Origin of the sequence: Leifsonia aquatica H1aii (assembly GCF_000633535.1) — a bacterium.
Taxonomy (GTDB): Bacteria; Actinomycetota; Actinomycetes; order Actinomycetales; family Microbacteriaceae; genus Leifsonia; species Leifsonia aquatica_A.
On the sequence record NZ_AYMR01000043.1, the window covers coordinates 1 to 15,588 of the forward strand.

A 15,588-nucleotide genomic window follows, 5' to 3' on the forward strand; every position below is an offset into this window, starting at 1 on the left:
CGAATCCCTCGTGGCGCACACCAACGCCAGCGGCCAGCCACTCAAGTGACTGGCCGCTTTCGCGTGCCCAGATCACAACCTGAGAGAACGACGGCTCACTGACCCCCCTCTCCCAATTCGAGACGGTGGGGCGTGAAGCGCCGACGCGTCTTCCCATCTCTGTCTGATCGATTCCGCGCAGCGTGCGGGAGAGCTTGAGGCGCTCCGCTACGTTGAGCGTCTCGCTGATCACCAGATTAGCCATGGCTAGAGAGTACCTGCCTCAGCGAATAAATTCCTAGACACGCCGTAGCCAATCCGCACACTCTGGCGTTTCGAATCCATGGTTAGAGCCATGCGTAAAAAGCTATGCACACTGTGGAAAGCCTGTGGACGACCACCACCATCGGGTGACCTAGCCAACCCCTAGGCCACCCCGGCGCAATCCGCGCGCCTGGTCGGCCACGTCGCTTATCTGCTGGTTCCCGACGTAAACCGAACCAGCGAGGTACAGACCAGTCGCGACCTCCGACACCAGCAATCCCGGCCAGGAGAGCTGCCCACATATGAACGCGCATCCCGAACAGGGGGCGCTACTCGTCGTGGGCGAATTGCGCAAATCGGGTCAGGAGCGTGGCGAAATCCGGGGCGAGGGTCTTGACGAACCAGAGCCCCGCGTAGCGGGTCCGCCCGCAACCACACGAGAACCAGAGCAGCCCCGGGAGGTGAGAGTCCAGATGAACTACTTGCCCGTGCCCCGTCGAGCTTCGAACCGTGCGCGATCCTCATCCGTCATCCGCCGCACCACGACCTCACCGTTGGGTGCCTTGTCGCGCAGATCGTCCGGCTTGGCGGAGTGGGACATGCCCTTCTTGCCACCGCCCTCCCGAGCGGTCCCCTTCCGCTTCAGTGCGTACGCAGACTTCGGTCGCTTCCTCGGCTTCGGCTTGTTCGGCTGCTTCTTCGCCATAGCCCCGCATTGTAGCTGGCCCGCTCACTCACACAGACGAACCAACCGGAGGATCACATGAACACCAAGACCACGATGAAACGCCGGATGCGCGTCGAGCGCGCCGGCTCCCCGTCCGGACTCGGTTACGGCCGCGGGTGGTTCGCCTACACAGACGGCAACCCGCTCACCGCGGTAGGGGCATGGTTCCCGACCTGGCGGGAGGCAATGGAGTTCGCGCTCGGCGGGCCGCTCGTGAGCGAGGCCACCGCATGATCCGGGCCAGCCTCGAACAGCTCCCCGACCTCGACATGCCCCTCTGGCAACAGCTCATCATCGGAGGCGTCCTCATCGGTATGCTGGCGCTGGTCCTACGGCACTACGAGGGGAAGCACCATGACCGAAGCGCAGCAGTCCGAGCAGTCCACAATGCGCACGTACTGGGGCAATCGCAGGACGTTCGAGGACATCGTGCGCCGACAGCTCGCGTGGGTCGTGACGTTCACGGGCATCGGGGCGACGGCTCTGGTCACGCTGACAGTGCTCGCGCTCACCTCGCACTAACTGATGCTGAGCTGGTAGCGCTCTCTCGCTACCTCACACACGCGAGCGCATCGACATCGTGGCCTCACGGTGACGAGCGCATGCGCCGAGCGCTCGGCAAGATCGAGCGCGCCGCCGAGCGGGTGAGCGGCCGATGACCGCCAAGCATCGGACGCCGGAGTATCAGCGCAACGCCCGGGTGATCCGCGAGCGGGTTAGCGTCATCCACCGCAGCGGCGAGGCGGTCACGTGCTGGCGCTGTCGCCGGCCCATCGTGCCGGGCCAACCGTTCGACGTGGGCCACGTCGCCGGGGCCACCGGCTCGACGCCCGCCGACCTCGCGCCCGAGCACCGCCACGCGACCGGCTCGTGCGTCGGTAACCGTGCGGACGGTGGCCGGCAGGGGGCCGCCCTCACCAACCGCACACCGCCCGCCCGCAGCGTGGAGACGTGGACGTTGTGACCGCGACAACCTCCGATGTTGTAGACAACAAACAACCTGAAGCGGTTTCTTTTGGTGGAGACAGTGAAACTCACGCCAACGGCTCCCGTGTCTCCCCCCGAGACGCGTTCGGGATGCCGAGCGACTGGGACGGCACCGAAATCCCCGAGGAAGTGCTCGCGCATCCCCTGTTGGAGGAATCCTCCTGGATCGAGCTGCGGGACTCCGGTCGCGGTCCCCTGGACTGCACAGAGCGGGTCACGACGTATCAGGCCCGGGTTGAGTTCCTTGTCGGCGCGTGGATTCTCGACAAGGTCGTCCCGCGCCGGCTCGGCGGGTCTCTTCTGGCGAACCTCCAGCCGCAGATGCTCGTCACGTGCGACGTGCTCGCCGCCGAGCGGTTCCGCAACGCGATCCTGGAGCCGCGCCGGTCGGCTAAGACCACGAGCCTGTGGTGCGTGGCGGTCGGCCGGTGCTGGATGCGCCCGCAGTACATGGTCGGGTACACGATGCTCACGCTCGCGAAGAAGGCCGAAGAGCGGTTCGAGCTCGACGTGCGTGACCCCATCACGATCAAGTGGCGCGACAAGCGCACCCGGCCGATCAAGATCGAGGACGGCAAGGGCGACAAGGGCCTCCAGTTCGAGAACTTCTCGAAGCTCGCGATCCTCGCACCGAAGGGCGAGGACGTGCGCTCGGGCGCGTACGACATGCTCATCATGGACGAGGCCGGCGAGGCGGAGCCCGCCGTGTGGGAAGACATCGTTGCGGCCGTCGTGCCGTCGTTCGACACGCGCGGCGAGGGCGCTCAGCTCGTGTTCGCCGGCACGGGCGGCAAGTACCGCACGGGCTCGTACTTCTGGAAGACGTTGCACGATCCCGACGCCGGCCGCATCCGCTACGGCGTGCCCGACGACATCGACCCGATGACCCTCGCGGACTGGGAGACGGTGGGGCCGCTGATCGACAAGCTGCACCCCGGCCTCGACGGGCTCACCAACCTCGACAAGATCTCCGGCAACTTCGCCGACCTCGGCGCGGATCGGTTCGCGCTGGAGTACCTCGGCCACTTCGGAGACGAGACAGGCACGCAGACCGCGATCAGCGTCGCTGCGTGGAAGAAGGGCAAGCGGGACGGACCGGTGCCGGAGGGCATCACGTCCGGGACGCTCGCCATCGCGGTGCACCCGTTCGGGCTGTGGGCGTCGGTCGCCGTCGCCTGGCACTACACACCGCCCGCCGACCTCGCGACGCTCGCCTGGGCGCTCGACGGCGAGGAGCCGGACGAACCGCACCACATCGGCGTCAAGCTGATCCACCACCAGCGCGGCACAGAGGGGCTGGAGCGCATCGTCCTCACCACCGCCCGCCGCCTCGGCACGGCCATCGTCTACGACAAGGGCACCACGCAATCGAAGGCCGCGATCGAGCGCACGCTCGCCCGCGCCCGCCCGAAGCCGACCATCACCGAGTACGAACTCCAACACGTGAAGGTCGCACACGCGCAGCTCCTCACCGGCCTCGAACGCGGAGACATCATCCACTGGGCGCAAGCCCCGCTGGACAAGGCCGCCGAGTCCGTCGTCCGGCAGTCGATGGGGCAAGGCTTCCTGATCCGCGCACCCAAGAGCGACGACAACGGCGACGCCACACCGTTCGAGGCCATCGCCCTCGCCGTCGACGCCCTACCCGACCGCCCCACCTCGGCGCTCAACGCCGCCGCCGTCATCGAGTTCAACTGAGGAGACCACCATGACCGCTGTCCACCGCGCCTCGTCGCCCATCAAGCTCGACTGCTCCGCGACCCTCATCATCGTCTACTGCACCGAGCATCCGTGGTGGCGAGCGGCACGCTTCCACAAGAGCGAAGCGTGGGACGCCGCGTGCGCGCATGAGGCGCTCGAACATGACGGTGACCAGCGCCACCGAGACGCTCGGAACACGCGCCGTCACCGCGCTCGACACGCCGTCGATTCTTGAGATGTCAGACACATTCGGAGCATTGAGAACGTGGGAATCTTCACCAGGAGCAAGGTCGGCGCAGCGCACGACATCATGACGCGCGGGACGGTCGCACCGCTCGCCGTCGCCTCCCCGTGGGCGCCCACGGACGACCTCACGCAGTTCGCCGTCGACCAGCTCTTCAAGGATGCGGTCACCGACAACATCCCCATGACCCGGGACATGGCGCTCCGCGTCCCCGGGGTGAAGCGCGCGCACGCCGTCCACGTCCCGCAGTTCGCCGGCAACCCTTTCCGCATGATGGACAACGACAAGCCGACCGCGAACCAGCCGGCCTGGCTCACCTCGTCCCGGTCGGGCATCTCGCCCTACCACCGCATGCACGGCCTCGGCTCCGACTTCTTCTTCCAGGGGTGGGGCTGCCTCAGCTTCGACCGCGACCCGCACGACCCGGCCGCGGACTGCATGCACGTCCCCTGGGGCGCATGGGGCGTCGCCCCGCAGACCGGTGAGCTGTGGGTCGATGACGGGATCGTGCCGTCCGCGTACACCGCGTTCCCGGTCGCGATCCCGGTCGGCTACGGCGACAACGGCCTCCTGGTCGACGGGATCGACACACTGCGCGAGGCCCGCAAGATCGAGGCCGCCTACATGGACCGCCTCGACAACCCGATCCCGCTGACCGTGCTCAGCATCCCCTACGACGTGTGGCAGGGCTGGACGAAGGAAGAGCGGCGCGAGTACCGCGATCAGTGGGCGGCGGGACGTCAGGCCGGTGGTGTCGCGACCAAGCCCGCCGAGTGGCCGGTGGACATGCCCGGCCAGGTGCAGACCGACCTCTACGAGTCGGGCCGCAACGCCGTCCGCCTCGACATCGCGAACCACACCGGCACCCCGGCCAGCCTCCTCGAAGGCGTGAGCCAGGGCGGTTCGGGCGGCTCCAACATCAAGTACACCGGCGTCTCCAACGGCGTCACCCGCAACGAGCTGTGGGAGCTGGGCAGCGCCAAGCGGTTCACGCTCGCGTTCGAGGCGCGCATGTCGCTGGACGACATCTGCGACCCCGGCCTCTCCATCCGCGCCGACCTCACCAACATGTTCGCCTCGCCCGAGCCGAACACCAACCCCACAAGCGAGGACTAGGAATGCACCCCGATCTGATCGAGTACGAGGGCGGCGACATCCTCGCCAACCTCGAAGACCGCACCATCACCGGACTACTCGTCCCGTTCAACGAGCTGGGCCAGACCAACGCCGGCCGATTCATGGTCGAGGCCGGCGCGATCGCCCTCCCGTCCGACCCGTCCGTCATCGGACTCAACACCGACCACGACCGCTCCCAGCCCGTCGGCCGCGCCACCCGCGTGTGGCAGGAGGAGCGCGGCATCTTCGCCAGCTTCCGCATGGCAGAGACGCCCGAAGGCGACGCCGCCCTCGCCGACGCGACCAACCCGAACGGCAAGCGCCGCCGACTCTCCGGCGAGTTCCACACCTCGATCAAGGCCGGCAAGGCCGTCCCCGGGACCGGCCGGCTCTGGGGTGGGGCGCTCGTGCCGATGGGGGCGTTCCCGTCCGCGATGGTCCTCGCCGCCGACAGCACGCAGACCAGCGACCACTACGAGCACGAGTTCACCGACGAGAACGGCGTGACCTGGCGGCGCGTCGAAGACTCCACCACGGAAGTCTCGCCGGACGGCAACACCACAACCACCGAAACCACCGTCACCACCACCATCGAAGACCAGCCCGCAGACCCGGCCGACCCGGCCGAGCCGGACGACCAGGAGGAAGAACTCATCGTGACCGCAACCAAGGCCGGCTTTGCCGGCGCACCCACCGGGGCCAAGCCCGCCGCCGAGCCCGCCGTCGACCTCCGCGAAGTGTTCGCCAGCATCGCCACCGTCAAGGCCGCGAAGGGCCAGACCGGCGACCCGCTCATCACCGACGCCATTGCCGTGCTCGCGGCGCTCTCGGACATCACCGTCGAGAAAGCCGGAGGCCTGACCGGCGCGAACTCCGGCATCCTCCAGCCCGCTTGGGTGGGCAAGCTGTGGCAGGGCCGCCGCTACCAGCGGAAGTACCTCGACCTCCTCACCCACCTGTACGGCGGCATCCAGCTCGGCGGGCGCAAGGGCTTCAAGATCGACCAGGGCACCGCCCTCGTCACCAAGTGGGCCGGCAACAAGTCCGACATCGGATCGGGCACCGCCACCACATCGCTCACCTCCAGCACCCGCCAGGCGTACGGCTTCGCCGCCGACATCGCCCGCGAGTGGTACGACCTCGAAGGCGGAGCCGAAGTGCTCCAGGCGTTCTTCGAGGGCCTCGTGGACTCGTACGCGAAGGTCACCGACGAGGACGGGCTCCGCGCCCTCTTCCTCGTCGCGTCCAAGAACGCGGCCGCCCTGGACCGCCTCATCGCCCCGGACACGTTCCCCTCCGTCGACGGGCACGACTACGAGGGAGCCATGGGCCAGGTCATCCAGGGCATCGAGGCCGTCTACGACGCCGACGACACCGCCTCGTTCTCCGTCGTCAACCCGACCGCCTGGCGGCAGCTCCTCTACACGCCCAAAGACCTCGTGCCCGAGTACGTCCAGTTCGGCATCGGCGCGGGCACCGGCGAGGCCGCCGCGGACGGCAAGGTCAAGATCGTCAAGGCCGCCGACTCGTTCTTCCCCGGCCTCGACCCCGCCAAGCCGCAGACCATCGTCGGAGCGCAGGGAGCCATCGAGTTCCGCGAGCAGGGCGAAACGCCGATCCAGATCGACGCCCTCGACATCGCCAAGGGCGGCGTCGACAAGGCCGTCATCGGCTACCTGGAGACCTTCGTCGTCCGCCCCGAGTCCGTCGTCCTCATCGGCACCAAGAGCGCCTGAGCGCCCGAGAGCGAACGTCATGAGCACAAGCAGCTGGCTTACCTGCGACACCTCGGAGGCGACCGACCGGCTCCTCGGCCTGTGGCCGGACGCTCCGGTCGAGAACCTGGAGTTGACCGGGATGCTCCTCGATGTGGCACAGGAGCAGGTGCTCGCGTTCGCTCCCGCCGCCCCGGACGGGGCCGACTGGACGTCGGCCCCGCCCGCCCGGTTCGTCCTCGCCCAGCGGCAGCAGGCGCAGAACCTGTGGAACGCCGGCCGCGCCACACCGGAGGTCGGGCCGGAGGAGTTCAGCTTCACCCCGCGCCCGCTCGACAAGACCATTCGCACGATCATCCGACCGATCGACGGGAAGCCCGATGCCTTCTGACACCGTGACCACCTCACGGCTGGACACCGTGCGCGCGGCCCTCGACGCCACGCTCAAGCCCGTCCTGCCCGAGTCGTGGCGGACCGTGCCGCACCTGTCCGCCGCGCAGGCTTCACAGCTCGTCCCGATCATGTACACGGAGTTCACCGGCATCAGCAACCAGCACGCCGGCCAGACGCTCCCGCAGGGCCTCGTGTTCTGCGACTTCGACCTCGCCGTCGCGATCGCCACCACCGACGACTGGAAGGGCGAGGACGAGGTGGACGCCGCGATCCTCGACCTCATCGCCGCCGTCGACGCGTCCGAGGCCGTCGCGTGGGACACCGCCAAGAAACAGCGCCTCGACACGGGGCAGCTCATGTGGCGTCTCTCGCTCGCCGTCATCACCCACACCAACTGACAAGGAGACACCCTCATGGTGCAGATCGCCGTCAAGCCGTACATCTTCAAGCGGCCCAAGCTCAACATCAAGAAGGGCGCGACCGACCTGGGCGACTTCGAGTCGCACATCTCGAAGGCCACCGTCGACCCGAACACCAGCATCGTCACCTGGACAGGTGGCACCCCGCAGTCGGTGTTCAAGGACATCACCACCCCGGACTGGTCCTGCGCACTCGAACTCGCGCAGGACATCAGCACGGACGGTGCCCTCTGGGAGGTGCTGAACAACAACGTCGGAGAGGTGCTGACGTTCACCCTCTCGCCCAACTCCCTCGACACGGATGGCCTCTCCGCCGTATTCCAGGTCATCGGAGTTCCCGCGGGCATGGGCGGCACGGTCGGGGCGGTCGCCACCTCCTCCGTCACGCTCCCTGTGCTCGGACAGCCGGCCTTCGGAGCCTGACATTGCCCGCACAGATCAGCCTCCTCATCGACTCCCCGCTCCGCGACCTCCTGTTGCGGCTGCGGGGAGTCGAGGCCGACGCGCGCAAGCAAGCGCTCAGCGCGGGCCGGCAGACGGCTGGACCGATCTGGCAAGAGGAGCTGCGAGGACGGGCGGTGTCGCGGCTGCAAGTGCGCGTCCTCTCCGACACTGCCCGCGTCAGCGTCACCGCCCGGAACATCCAACTCAAGTCCGCCACGGCGGGCAAGCTCAGCACCGGCACGCCCGTCTCCACGCTCGCGGCCGCAACCGAATTTGGCATGTCCCCGGGATCGCTCTACACGACGATCAGCCGCAAGGGCAAGATCTACTCCCGCCGTGCCGGGGCCACGTTCGGCGGACGACAGAAAGCCGGGAAGGTCGTTTACCCGGCCGTGGACGCGGCCATCCCGCGCGTCACCTCGCTCATCATTCAAACCATCACGCGCTCGCTCCTCGACGCGCTCAACCCGAAGGGATAACCCGTGGCATCCAAGGGTTACACCATCTCGGTCGCGACCGACTCGCGGCTGTTCGAGCAGGGCGTGCGCATGGGCATCATCAAGCCCGTCGAGGACGCCGACGACGCACTCGATGACCTCGGCAAGAACAAGGGTGCCGACAGGCTGGAGGGCGACCTCAAAGCTGCGCAGAAGGCAACGAGTGGGCTGAACCGCGAAATCGAGGAAACTAAAGACAGCCTCCGCGAAGCGCAGCGCCAGAGCCGCAAGTTAGGAGACGACACAGGCGACGGCTTCCATCAGGCCACTAGGAACGTCGAGGAGTTCAAGGACGAAGCTCGCCAGAATTTCTCCGAGGTCGTATCGAGCTTCGATGGATCGATGGATTCCGTTGCCGACCTCGCGCAAGGTACGCTCGGCGGTCTTGCTGGATCGATTGCCGGGCCGGTGGGCCTCGCCGCTGGCGCGGGTGCCGCGATCCTCGGAGGCATGTTCACGTCGATGACGGCGGCTGCAACGGAGGAGGCTGAGAAGTCGGCTGAGCGGATCGACAACATGGTCGATGACATGCTGGAGTCGGGGCAGCGCTTCGCGTCCGAGAGCCTCATCCAGGATGCGATGAAGGAAATCGTTAAGGACTCCGGCCAGTTGGACGATGTTGAGCGCCGGGCGAACATCGCGGGCGTCAGTATCCAAACGGCTCTGCGCGCGCAGGCCGGCGATAAGGACGCCATCTCCGCCTCGATCGACGCTGCGCAGCGCTCGCTCGACGGTCTAATCGCGAGCGGCGAGAGCATGAGCAGCGTCGGAGTGCGCGAGACGCAGAAGGTCATCGACGGGTACAAGGCACTCCAGGGGGACATCTCGACGGCGGCAGGCCGGGTTGACCTCCTCAGTCAAGCCTCCACCAACACCGCGTCGGCAATGCAAGGAGCCACGAGTGCCGCGTCCGCTCTAAAGGGCCAGCTCGACGGATTCCACGACATCAATGTCAAGGTCAATGTCGACGACGCCCGCGCACAAGAGATCCGTCGGCAGCTTGGCAAGGAAATCCGCGTAGACATCGTGGCAACACCGCGGGTCGGGAAGGTGGTCAACTAAATGGCTACGATCAGCGACGGCGCCACCACGCTCACCCCTGAGCTGGTGATCGGGTACTCGACGCAGCAGGACGGGCGCAACTCGTTCCACGACATCCTCGGCCGCGGTGACCCGGACGTGTCACTTGCGCCAGCTGCCATGCGCGTCGGCACTCTGAACCTGTTCTTCCTCACGGAGGCCGACGCTGATGCCTGCCGTCGCCTTCACGCCCGCGCCGCTGTGTTCACCTACACGGCCACCGACAACCCGACCACGAGCATGCGGTACGTGCTCGACGCGGGTGGGATCGGGCCGGCCCTGGACGACCAGACCCGTCAGCGTTGGACGGTCGCGATCGCGTACCGGGAGGTGGCCTCGTGACGACGATCGACCAGCACACCTTCTCCGCCTCGGTGAATGTCACGGGCGGCACCCTCGCGCCGGAGTCCGCGCGGATCACGCTCGATGAGGGCTGGTCCCCGTACATTCAGGCGGAGGTCACGTGCGCCGCCCCGGCCGGTGCTGTGCTCGAGCGGATCGACCCACGCGAGGACGTGCGCGCCTCCCTGGTGCTGCGCCGTGACTTCGGGGGCTCCGACCCGGCGTCGGTCCTCTCGGCCCAGTTCGCCGGCAAGAAAGCGTCCGCCGTCACGACCGCCTGGGCTGGGCTCCACGCCCGCGACGTGACCGCGGCGCACTTCTACCCGTGGAACGACTTCGGTGTCCGCCTCCCGACCACCCGCACGATGAACCTCTCCGTCCGGTCCCGCCGCCGCGGACACCGTGACGGGACGCTGGTGCTCACCCTCGCCTCAGATGAGGCATTGCTCCAGGACTACAAGCTCGTGGACACGCAGCCCTACACGCCGACCCTGTCGAGCGTCCGCGCAGTCGTGCAGGCCGTCCTGGGCCGCATCGGCCGTGCGCTGGTCCCCGGCACGGCGGACGGCACGATCGACGCCGCCGCGTCCATCTGGAAGCCGGGCGTCTCCGGGTGGGACTACCTCGCCCCGCTCGTACAGCAGGCAGCCTTGCGGCTGTGGTGCGACGAGTTCGGGCTCTTCCACCTCGACGCCGGCGCGGTCGCCACAGCCACAGGCTCCCTCGCCCTGTCCTACACGGGCACGGTCACCGCGGCGGAGGACTCGATCGACCGCGACACGGACGACTGGTACGACGCCGTGATCATCACCTACTCGTGGACGGATGCGCTCGGCGTGCAGCAGACCGCGTACGACGCCGCCACGACGCCCGGCTACTCCCGGGCGCTCGCCCTGGAGTACGACACCCCGTACCCGGGGCCGGGCGCGGCTCAGGCGGTCCTGAACCGGGCGATCGGCCGCGGCCGCGTGCTCTCGCCCACCGCCGTCTCCGACTACGCAGCGACCCCGGGACAGCCGGTCACGATCACCCTGGACGACACCCCGATCCAGACCGGGTACGTGTCGTCCGTGGTGTTCGAGTGGCCGGCCGACGAGATGACCGTGAAGACACGCGGTCTCATTGACACCCCGCCGACCGCGTGGGCGTTCCTGCCCGCGGGGGAGCGCTGGATCGACAGCCCTGCCGGGGCGTCCTGGATTGGAGAGAGCATTGGCTAACGGAGACGCCGCCGCCGCAGCGGGAATGGACGTGGTGCCCGGCACCGCCGACCGCCGCCTCGGGTACGACGAGATCAACAAGACTCGCGACTACCTCGCGAACCATCAGACCGCGGGCGGGCACCCTGCCGCCACGGTCATCAGCTCCGGTCAGCTCCCGGTGACGAAGGGCGGCACCGGTTCAGCCACGGCCGCCGCCGCTCGCATCGCGCTCGGTGTCGGGGACTCGGGCACCCACCCGGAGCGCTACTACGCGAACAACGACAGCACCCCGACAAACCGCATCGGTGTCCGGTGGGAGCTGGGCCGCATCGTGATCCGGGTGGACGCCACCGACCTCGGCCAACTCGCCTACCTCTCCGACATCAGCGGGGTGGACCTCAGCGCATATCGCCGGCTGGATAACGGCGACTTCGGAGGCACTCCGATCAGTACCCCGTGGGGCCGTTCGAACACCGCTTCGTCGGGGTGGGTGACAGCCGCGCTCGATAGCTCGGGCCGGCTCATGGCGTCACCGTCCGCTCTCCGGTTTAAGGATCACATCGAGACGATGGAGCTGACCGACGAGGAGGCGGAGGCGTTCCTGAACGTCCGCGCCGTCAACTTCACCGTCAAGGGCGACGAGACCGGAGAGGTGCACCTCGGGTGGATCGCGGAGGAGCTGATCGCGGCCGGGTTCGACAAGCTCGTCCCCATCATCACCGACCCGGAGGCGGAGGACTTCGGCCTCCCGATCACGATCGAGTACGGCCTCTCGGTCGTCATCGTGCACCAGCTTGTGAAGCGGCAGGCAGCGCAGATCGCCGACCTCACCGCCCGCATCGAAGCCTTGGAGGGCAAGTAATGGCAACCGGAGCGCTCGACGCGCAGGGCATCTGGCAGTACGGCGAGGACGACCCCGTATCGCCGTTCTCCTCGTTCATGAACCTTGGCATGGGGCCGGTGTCCGCCCAGTTCGTGGCCGACCGGGCGCGGCTGTCCGCGCTGGAAACGGCCCGCAGTGGCGATGTCCCGCTCGGTTCCTACGCACCTACCGTGACCGGTGTGACGCTCGGCACCGGAGGCAGCATCCCCTACGCGAAGTGGATGCGGCTCGGCAACCGGGTCTGGGTGTGGGTCGTCGTGAAGCTCGGCACTAGCGGGTTCAGCGTTGCTGATCCGCACCTCGCCCTCCCCGTCCAGCCGGTCGCGGCCGCGATGGGGAGCAGACAGAAGATCGGCTCCTGCCAGCTCATCGACGTGTCAGCCGGCATCTCCGGCCAGTTCGAGGGAACCGTTGTCCTCGACGGCACCACGGGCCGTCTCGGAGGTCTCGGAGGCAGCCCGCTCGCCTTCACCGCGATCACCACGACGGCCCCATTCACATGGGCGGCAACTGACGAACTCCACATCACACTCGACTACCCGGTGGCCTGACCATGAGCGAACTCGTCCCGGTGCCCTACCAGTCCGAATGCTGGCTCACCCCCGACACCCTCGCCCTCCTGGAGGCCGCTAACGCGAAGGCCGGCACGGAGCTGCGTATCAACGGCTCAGACGGCGCATGGCGGGCGTACGCCGACCAGAAGGCGCTGTACGACCTGTACCTCTCTGGCAAGGGGAACGTGGCCAGCAACCCTGACACGGGGCAGCGCAACCACATGCGCGGCGCCGCATTCGACCTTGTACGCACCGACACCGCCGCGCAGGCCGCCTGCCGCGCGGTTGGCCTCGTACGCGACCCGTCCGAGCCGTGGCACTGGAACAACCCGCGATGGGCGTCCATGCCGATCATCCCGACCAACACAGCGGCGGCCGGACTCGACGCCGCCCCGATCATCGAGAAGCCCAGGAGGCAAATCACCATGCTCGTCTACCGCAACACCGAGGGTCAGGTGTTCTTCCAGACCGAGAACGGCCGCGTAGCCATCACGAACCCCACCGCCCGCGACCTACTCCTGCGCGTCAGCGCGATCGAGCCGAACGCCGACCCGAACAACATCCCGGTCTTCCTCGACATCGAGGCGAACCTCATCAACAACGCCGTCCTGGCCGCCGCGACCAGCGACACGACCATGCTCCAGCAGCTCGCCGACAAGATCGACGCACTCGCCAAGCAGCTCGAAGCACAGCCCGCATGAGCGAGGCCAGCATCGTCACAATCGTCGTCGCCGTCATCGGCGGAGGCGGCGCTCTGATCGGTGCCGTCCTCGCCTACCGGCAGGCCCGCATCGCCCGGCGCGAGAACCGGCAGGAGCGACTGGAGGCACGTCTCGCCCGCGCCGAACGAGACAACCGTCTCCTCTGGCTCTGGGCGCGCAGGCTCGTTGACCACATCTACCGCGGCGAGGCACCCCCGCCGCCCGAAGCGCCCGCCGGGCTCTTCGAGGACACCATGCAGAGGAAGGACGTACCCACATGAGGAAGTACAGCAAGGCGTGGTGGATGGACACGGCCGACCGTGTCGTCTCGACCACCGCGCAGACGGCGGTCGCGACGATCACGGCCGGCGCGATCCCCGGCCTTCTCCAGCTCGACGTGATCGCAGTCGCATCGGTCGCCGGCCTCGCCGGGGGGCTCGCGTTCCTCAAAGCGCTTGCCGTCACCCGCGCGAGCAGCGGCGAGCACGCCGCGAGCTAGCCGGCCGCAGCCAGCACAGCCGCGCGGATCCGCTCGTCGGGCACGACCACGTAGATGCGGGTCGTGGCCGGCGACGCGTGCCCGAGGAAGTCTTGCGCCACCGCCAGATCAGAGGCAGCGTAGACGCGGCTCCCCGCCGAGTGGCGCAGGGTGTGCAGCGTCCACTTGTCGGGCAGGACGCGGGTAGCAAGTTTGCCGACCCAGCGCGGGGACAGGTGGCCGTCCTCGTCGCCCGGGAACGCCCAGCCGTAAGGGAGTGAGCGCAGCTCCAGTGCGAGACGCGGGGTCAGCGGCACGTCGCGTTCCTTGCTGCCCTTGCCGTGGACGCGCAGCGACCAGCCGTGCAGATCCTCGAACAGGTCGCGAGAGTGCACGAGCGCTATCTCGCCCCGGCGCAGACCCGCATCGTGCGCGAGTCGGAGGATCAGCTTCAAGCGGTCGTCCGAGTGCAGCAGAGCGGTCTCGTAGACGCGCTCAGGCGTTGGGCGCGGGCGAGCCTGCCCCGGCTTCACCTTCGGCAGCACCGCGGCCGTGTTGACCTCGCACAGCCCCGTCACGTGCGCCCATTCATAGAACGATCGGAACGTCGTGCGCCGGCCCCGTCGCGTCTCAGGCTGCCACCGTTGCGCGCCGGCATACTCGACCAGCTCGGCGCCCGTGAGAGACCACGGCCCGGCGCTCACGCGCCGGGCCAGGTGTTCGAGGTGCTGCCGCCTCGTGTTACGGGTGGTGGATGGTGCGCCCGCGGCGACCTGTGCTGTGAGATACGCGCGGATAGCCTCGGCCCACGCGTCTGAGAGGACGTTCATGCGCTTACCGTAGAACGATCTGTGTACCGCTCCTGCGCGCTCTGCCGCTTGATCCCCAGCGCGCCGCCGATGTACGCCCATGACCGCCCGTAGGAGCGCTGCCCCTTCACCGCCTTGGTGATTGCCCGCTCCAGGTCATCCCGGAGACTCGCCAACTCGGCCAGCTCGAACTCATCGCCATCCGCCACGCGCTCGCCCGCGGCCCGGATGATGCGCCGCGCGAACTCCACGTAATCGAGCGTTTCGACCTCACGACGGGCGCTCATGCCGACCCCGCAGGTTTCGCGATTTCGATGTCAGGCGATCCCTGACGGCCCCGGATCGTGTGGTCTGGTGCCCCATCTGCGGCGGCCGCCGCGGCGAACGAGAGCATTCCGTCAGCGGCCGCTGAGACCGCACCCGACCCGGGAAACACGTCGACCAGCTCGTCGGTGGCTGGGTCGTAGCCGAGGGCGGCGAGCACCCAGCGCGTCCACTCGGCCGGCTTCGCGCCGGCGAAGCCTCGCCGCGGGCCCGGCGCGGACAGTACGTCCGATACCAGATCGCCCTCGGCCCGCGCGCGCCGGCCGACCGGAGGGAATACGATCACCGGCTCCCATCGGGAGATGAGGCGCGAGCCTCCCGGCATGGCGTTCGGCCGCTCCCATGCCATGACCCGTGCCGAGATGGGCAGCGGGTGATAGGCGCCCAGCCCGTCCGGGGTCGTGGCGATCGCCCAGCCGTCGAACTCCCGCACCATGTGCGCGAGCAGCTTCCGGTGCTCGTCCAGGTCATCCCACACGGCGGCGTCGGGGTGGTGGTCGGCTGCGAACGTCTCGACGCTGCCGGTCGCGCTCTCGCCGTACCAGCGCGTTGCGCGTGACCGCACTGTCACGCGGGACGCGCCGCCGGCGAGGTCGAACCGCTCCGAGAATATCGGAGGATACGGCGGGTCTGCGATGGCGAGCCTCATCGCGCGGCCGCCAGCTCGCGGACGGCCAGGACGACGAACGCGAGGCCCGAAGCTACAGACCAGAAGGTTGGGGGTTCGAA

General features: G+C 68.2%; 23 protein-coding genes. 18 read left to right on the top strand and 5 right to left on the bottom strand.

Annotated elements, in window-relative coordinates; all coding sequences use genetic code 11:
- Together U870_RS22865 and U870_RS0121205 are read right to left on the bottom strand one after the other, a co-directional pair.
- A partial coding sequence (locus U870_RS22865; protein WP_025159354.1) for a helix-turn-helix domain-containing protein occupies positions 1–244 on the bottom strand: 244 nt, incomplete at its 3' end.
- Positions 245–721: 477 nt separating this feature from the next.
- Entirely contained in the window at positions 722–949 is a 228-nt protein-coding gene (locus tag U870_RS0121205; protein ID WP_025159355.1) for a hypothetical protein, read from the bottom strand.
- Positions 950–1,006: 57 nt separating this feature from the next.
- On the opposite strand from U870_RS0121205, the gene U870_RS0121210 reads away from it, so the two are divergent.
- The 18 genes from U870_RS0121210 (at position 1,007) to U870_RS0121300 (ending at position 13,747) form a co-directional block, all read left to right on the top strand.
- Positions 1,007–1,204 carry a hypothetical protein gene (locus U870_RS0121210; protein ID WP_025159356.1) on the top strand — a complete coding sequence of 66 codons (198 nt, stop codon included), beginning with the start codon at positions 1,007–1,009 and terminating at the stop codon, positions 1,202–1,204.
- Between the two features lie 120 nt (positions 1,205–1,324).
- The gene (locus U870_RS24535; protein ID WP_162819227.1) at positions 1,325–1,492 is read left to right on the top strand and encodes a hypothetical protein; all 168 of its coding nucleotides are present in this window, start codon (positions 1,325–1,327) and stop codon (positions 1,490–1,492) included.
- Between the two features lie 133 nt (positions 1,493–1,625).
- On the top strand, positions 1,626–1,934 hold the full coding sequence (locus U870_RS0121220) for a hypothetical protein (protein WP_025159357.1): 309 nt from the start codon (positions 1,626–1,628) through the stop codon (positions 1,932–1,934).
- Between the two features lie 113 nt (positions 1,935–2,047).
- The gene (locus U870_RS0121225; protein WP_025159358.1) at positions 2,048–3,655 is read left to right on the top strand and encodes a hypothetical protein; all 1,608 of its coding nucleotides are present in this window, start codon (positions 2,048–2,050) and stop codon (positions 3,653–3,655) included.
- Positions 3,656–3,923: 268 nt separating this feature from the next.
- Complete coding sequence (locus tag U870_RS0121235; protein WP_025159360.1) at positions 3,924–5,018, top strand: hypothetical protein; 1,095 nt, start codon at positions 3,924–3,926, stop codon at positions 5,016–5,018.
- Positions 5,019–5,020: 2 nt separating this feature from the next.
- The gene (locus U870_RS0121240) at positions 5,021–6,754 is read left to right on the top strand and encodes a hypothetical protein (protein WP_025159361.1); all 1,734 of its coding nucleotides are present in this window, start codon (positions 5,021–5,023) and stop codon (positions 6,752–6,754) included.
- Between the two features lie 19 nt (positions 6,755–6,773).
- A complete protein-coding gene (locus U870_RS0121245; RefSeq protein WP_025159362.1) occupies positions 6,774–7,124 on the top strand; it encodes a hypothetical protein in 351 nt (116 codons plus the stop codon).
- Entirely contained in the window at positions 7,114–7,524 is a 411-nt protein-coding gene (locus tag U870_RS0121250; RefSeq protein ID WP_162819228.1) for a hypothetical protein, read from the top strand. Before U870_RS0121245 ends, U870_RS0121250 begins: the two co-directional genes overlap by 11 nt.
- 15 nt (positions 7,525–7,539) lie before the next feature.
- Entirely contained in the window at positions 7,540–7,968 is a 429-nt protein-coding gene (locus U870_RS0121255; protein WP_025159364.1) for a hypothetical protein, read from the top strand.
- 2 nt (positions 7,969–7,970) lie between these two features.
- Complete coding sequence (locus tag U870_RS0121260; RefSeq protein ID WP_025159365.1) at positions 7,971–8,468, top strand: hypothetical protein; 498 nt, start codon at positions 7,971–7,973, stop codon at positions 8,466–8,468.
- A gap of 3 nt (positions 8,469–8,471) precedes the next feature.
- Positions 8,472–9,548: a hypothetical protein gene (locus U870_RS0121265; protein WP_025159366.1), complete on the top strand. Its 1,077-nt coding sequence runs from the start codon at positions 8,472–8,474 to the stop codon at positions 9,546–9,548.
- Entirely contained in the window at positions 9,549–9,908 is a 360-nt protein-coding gene (locus U870_RS0121270; protein WP_025159367.1) for a hypothetical protein, read from the top strand. It begins immediately after the preceding gene.
- Positions 9,905–11,128, top strand: a complete 1,224-nt coding sequence (locus U870_RS0121275) for a hypothetical protein (protein WP_025159368.1) — start codon at positions 9,905–9,907, stop codon at positions 11,126–11,128. The genes U870_RS0121270 and U870_RS0121275 overlap by 4 nt, the downstream gene beginning before the upstream one ends.
- Positions 11,121–11,972, top strand: a complete 852-nt coding sequence (locus U870_RS0121280) for a tail fiber domain-containing protein (RefSeq protein ID WP_162819229.1) — start codon at positions 11,121–11,123, stop codon at positions 11,970–11,972. The genes U870_RS0121275 and U870_RS0121280 overlap by 8 nt, the downstream gene beginning before the upstream one ends.
- Entirely contained in the window at positions 11,972–12,544 is a 573-nt protein-coding gene (locus U870_RS0121285; protein WP_025159370.1) for a hypothetical protein, read from the top strand. Before U870_RS0121280 ends, U870_RS0121285 begins: the two co-directional genes overlap by 1 nt.
- Before the next feature lie 2 nt (positions 12,545–12,546).
- Positions 12,547–13,248 (top strand): hypothetical protein, encoded by a 702-nt coding sequence (locus tag U870_RS0121290; protein ID WP_025159371.1) that lies wholly within the window; start codon positions 12,547–12,549, stop codon positions 13,246–13,248.
- Entirely contained in the window at positions 13,245–13,529 is a 285-nt protein-coding gene (locus U870_RS0121295) for a hypothetical protein (RefSeq protein WP_025159372.1), read from the top strand. The genes U870_RS0121290 and U870_RS0121295 overlap by 4 nt, the downstream gene beginning before the upstream one ends.
- Positions 13,526–13,747 carry a holin gene (locus U870_RS0121300; RefSeq protein ID WP_025159373.1) on the top strand — a complete coding sequence of 74 codons (222 nt, stop codon included), beginning with the start codon at positions 13,526–13,528 and terminating at the stop codon, positions 13,745–13,747. Before U870_RS0121295 ends, U870_RS0121300 begins: the two co-directional genes overlap by 4 nt.
- On the opposite strand, the gene U870_RS0121305 is transcribed toward U870_RS0121300, so the two are convergent.
- The 3 genes from U870_RS0121305 to U870_RS0121315 form a co-directional block, all read right to left on the bottom strand.
- The gene (locus tag U870_RS0121305) at positions 13,744–14,556 is read right to left on the bottom strand and encodes a tyrosine-type recombinase/integrase (RefSeq protein WP_052357886.1); all 813 of its coding nucleotides are present in this window, start codon (positions 14,554–14,556) and stop codon (positions 13,744–13,746) included. The genes U870_RS0121300 and U870_RS0121305 overlap by 4 nt on opposite strands.
- Positions 14,553–14,822: a hypothetical protein gene (locus U870_RS0121310; RefSeq protein ID WP_025159375.1), complete on the bottom strand. Its 270-nt coding sequence runs from the start codon at positions 14,820–14,822 to the stop codon at positions 14,553–14,555. Before U870_RS0121310 ends, U870_RS0121305 begins: the two co-directional genes overlap by 4 nt.
- On the bottom strand, positions 14,819–15,588 hold a 770-nt coding region (locus tag U870_RS0121315; RefSeq protein ID WP_205288811.1), incomplete at its 5' end, for a hypothetical protein. The genes U870_RS0121310 and U870_RS0121315, both read right to left, overlap by 4 nt.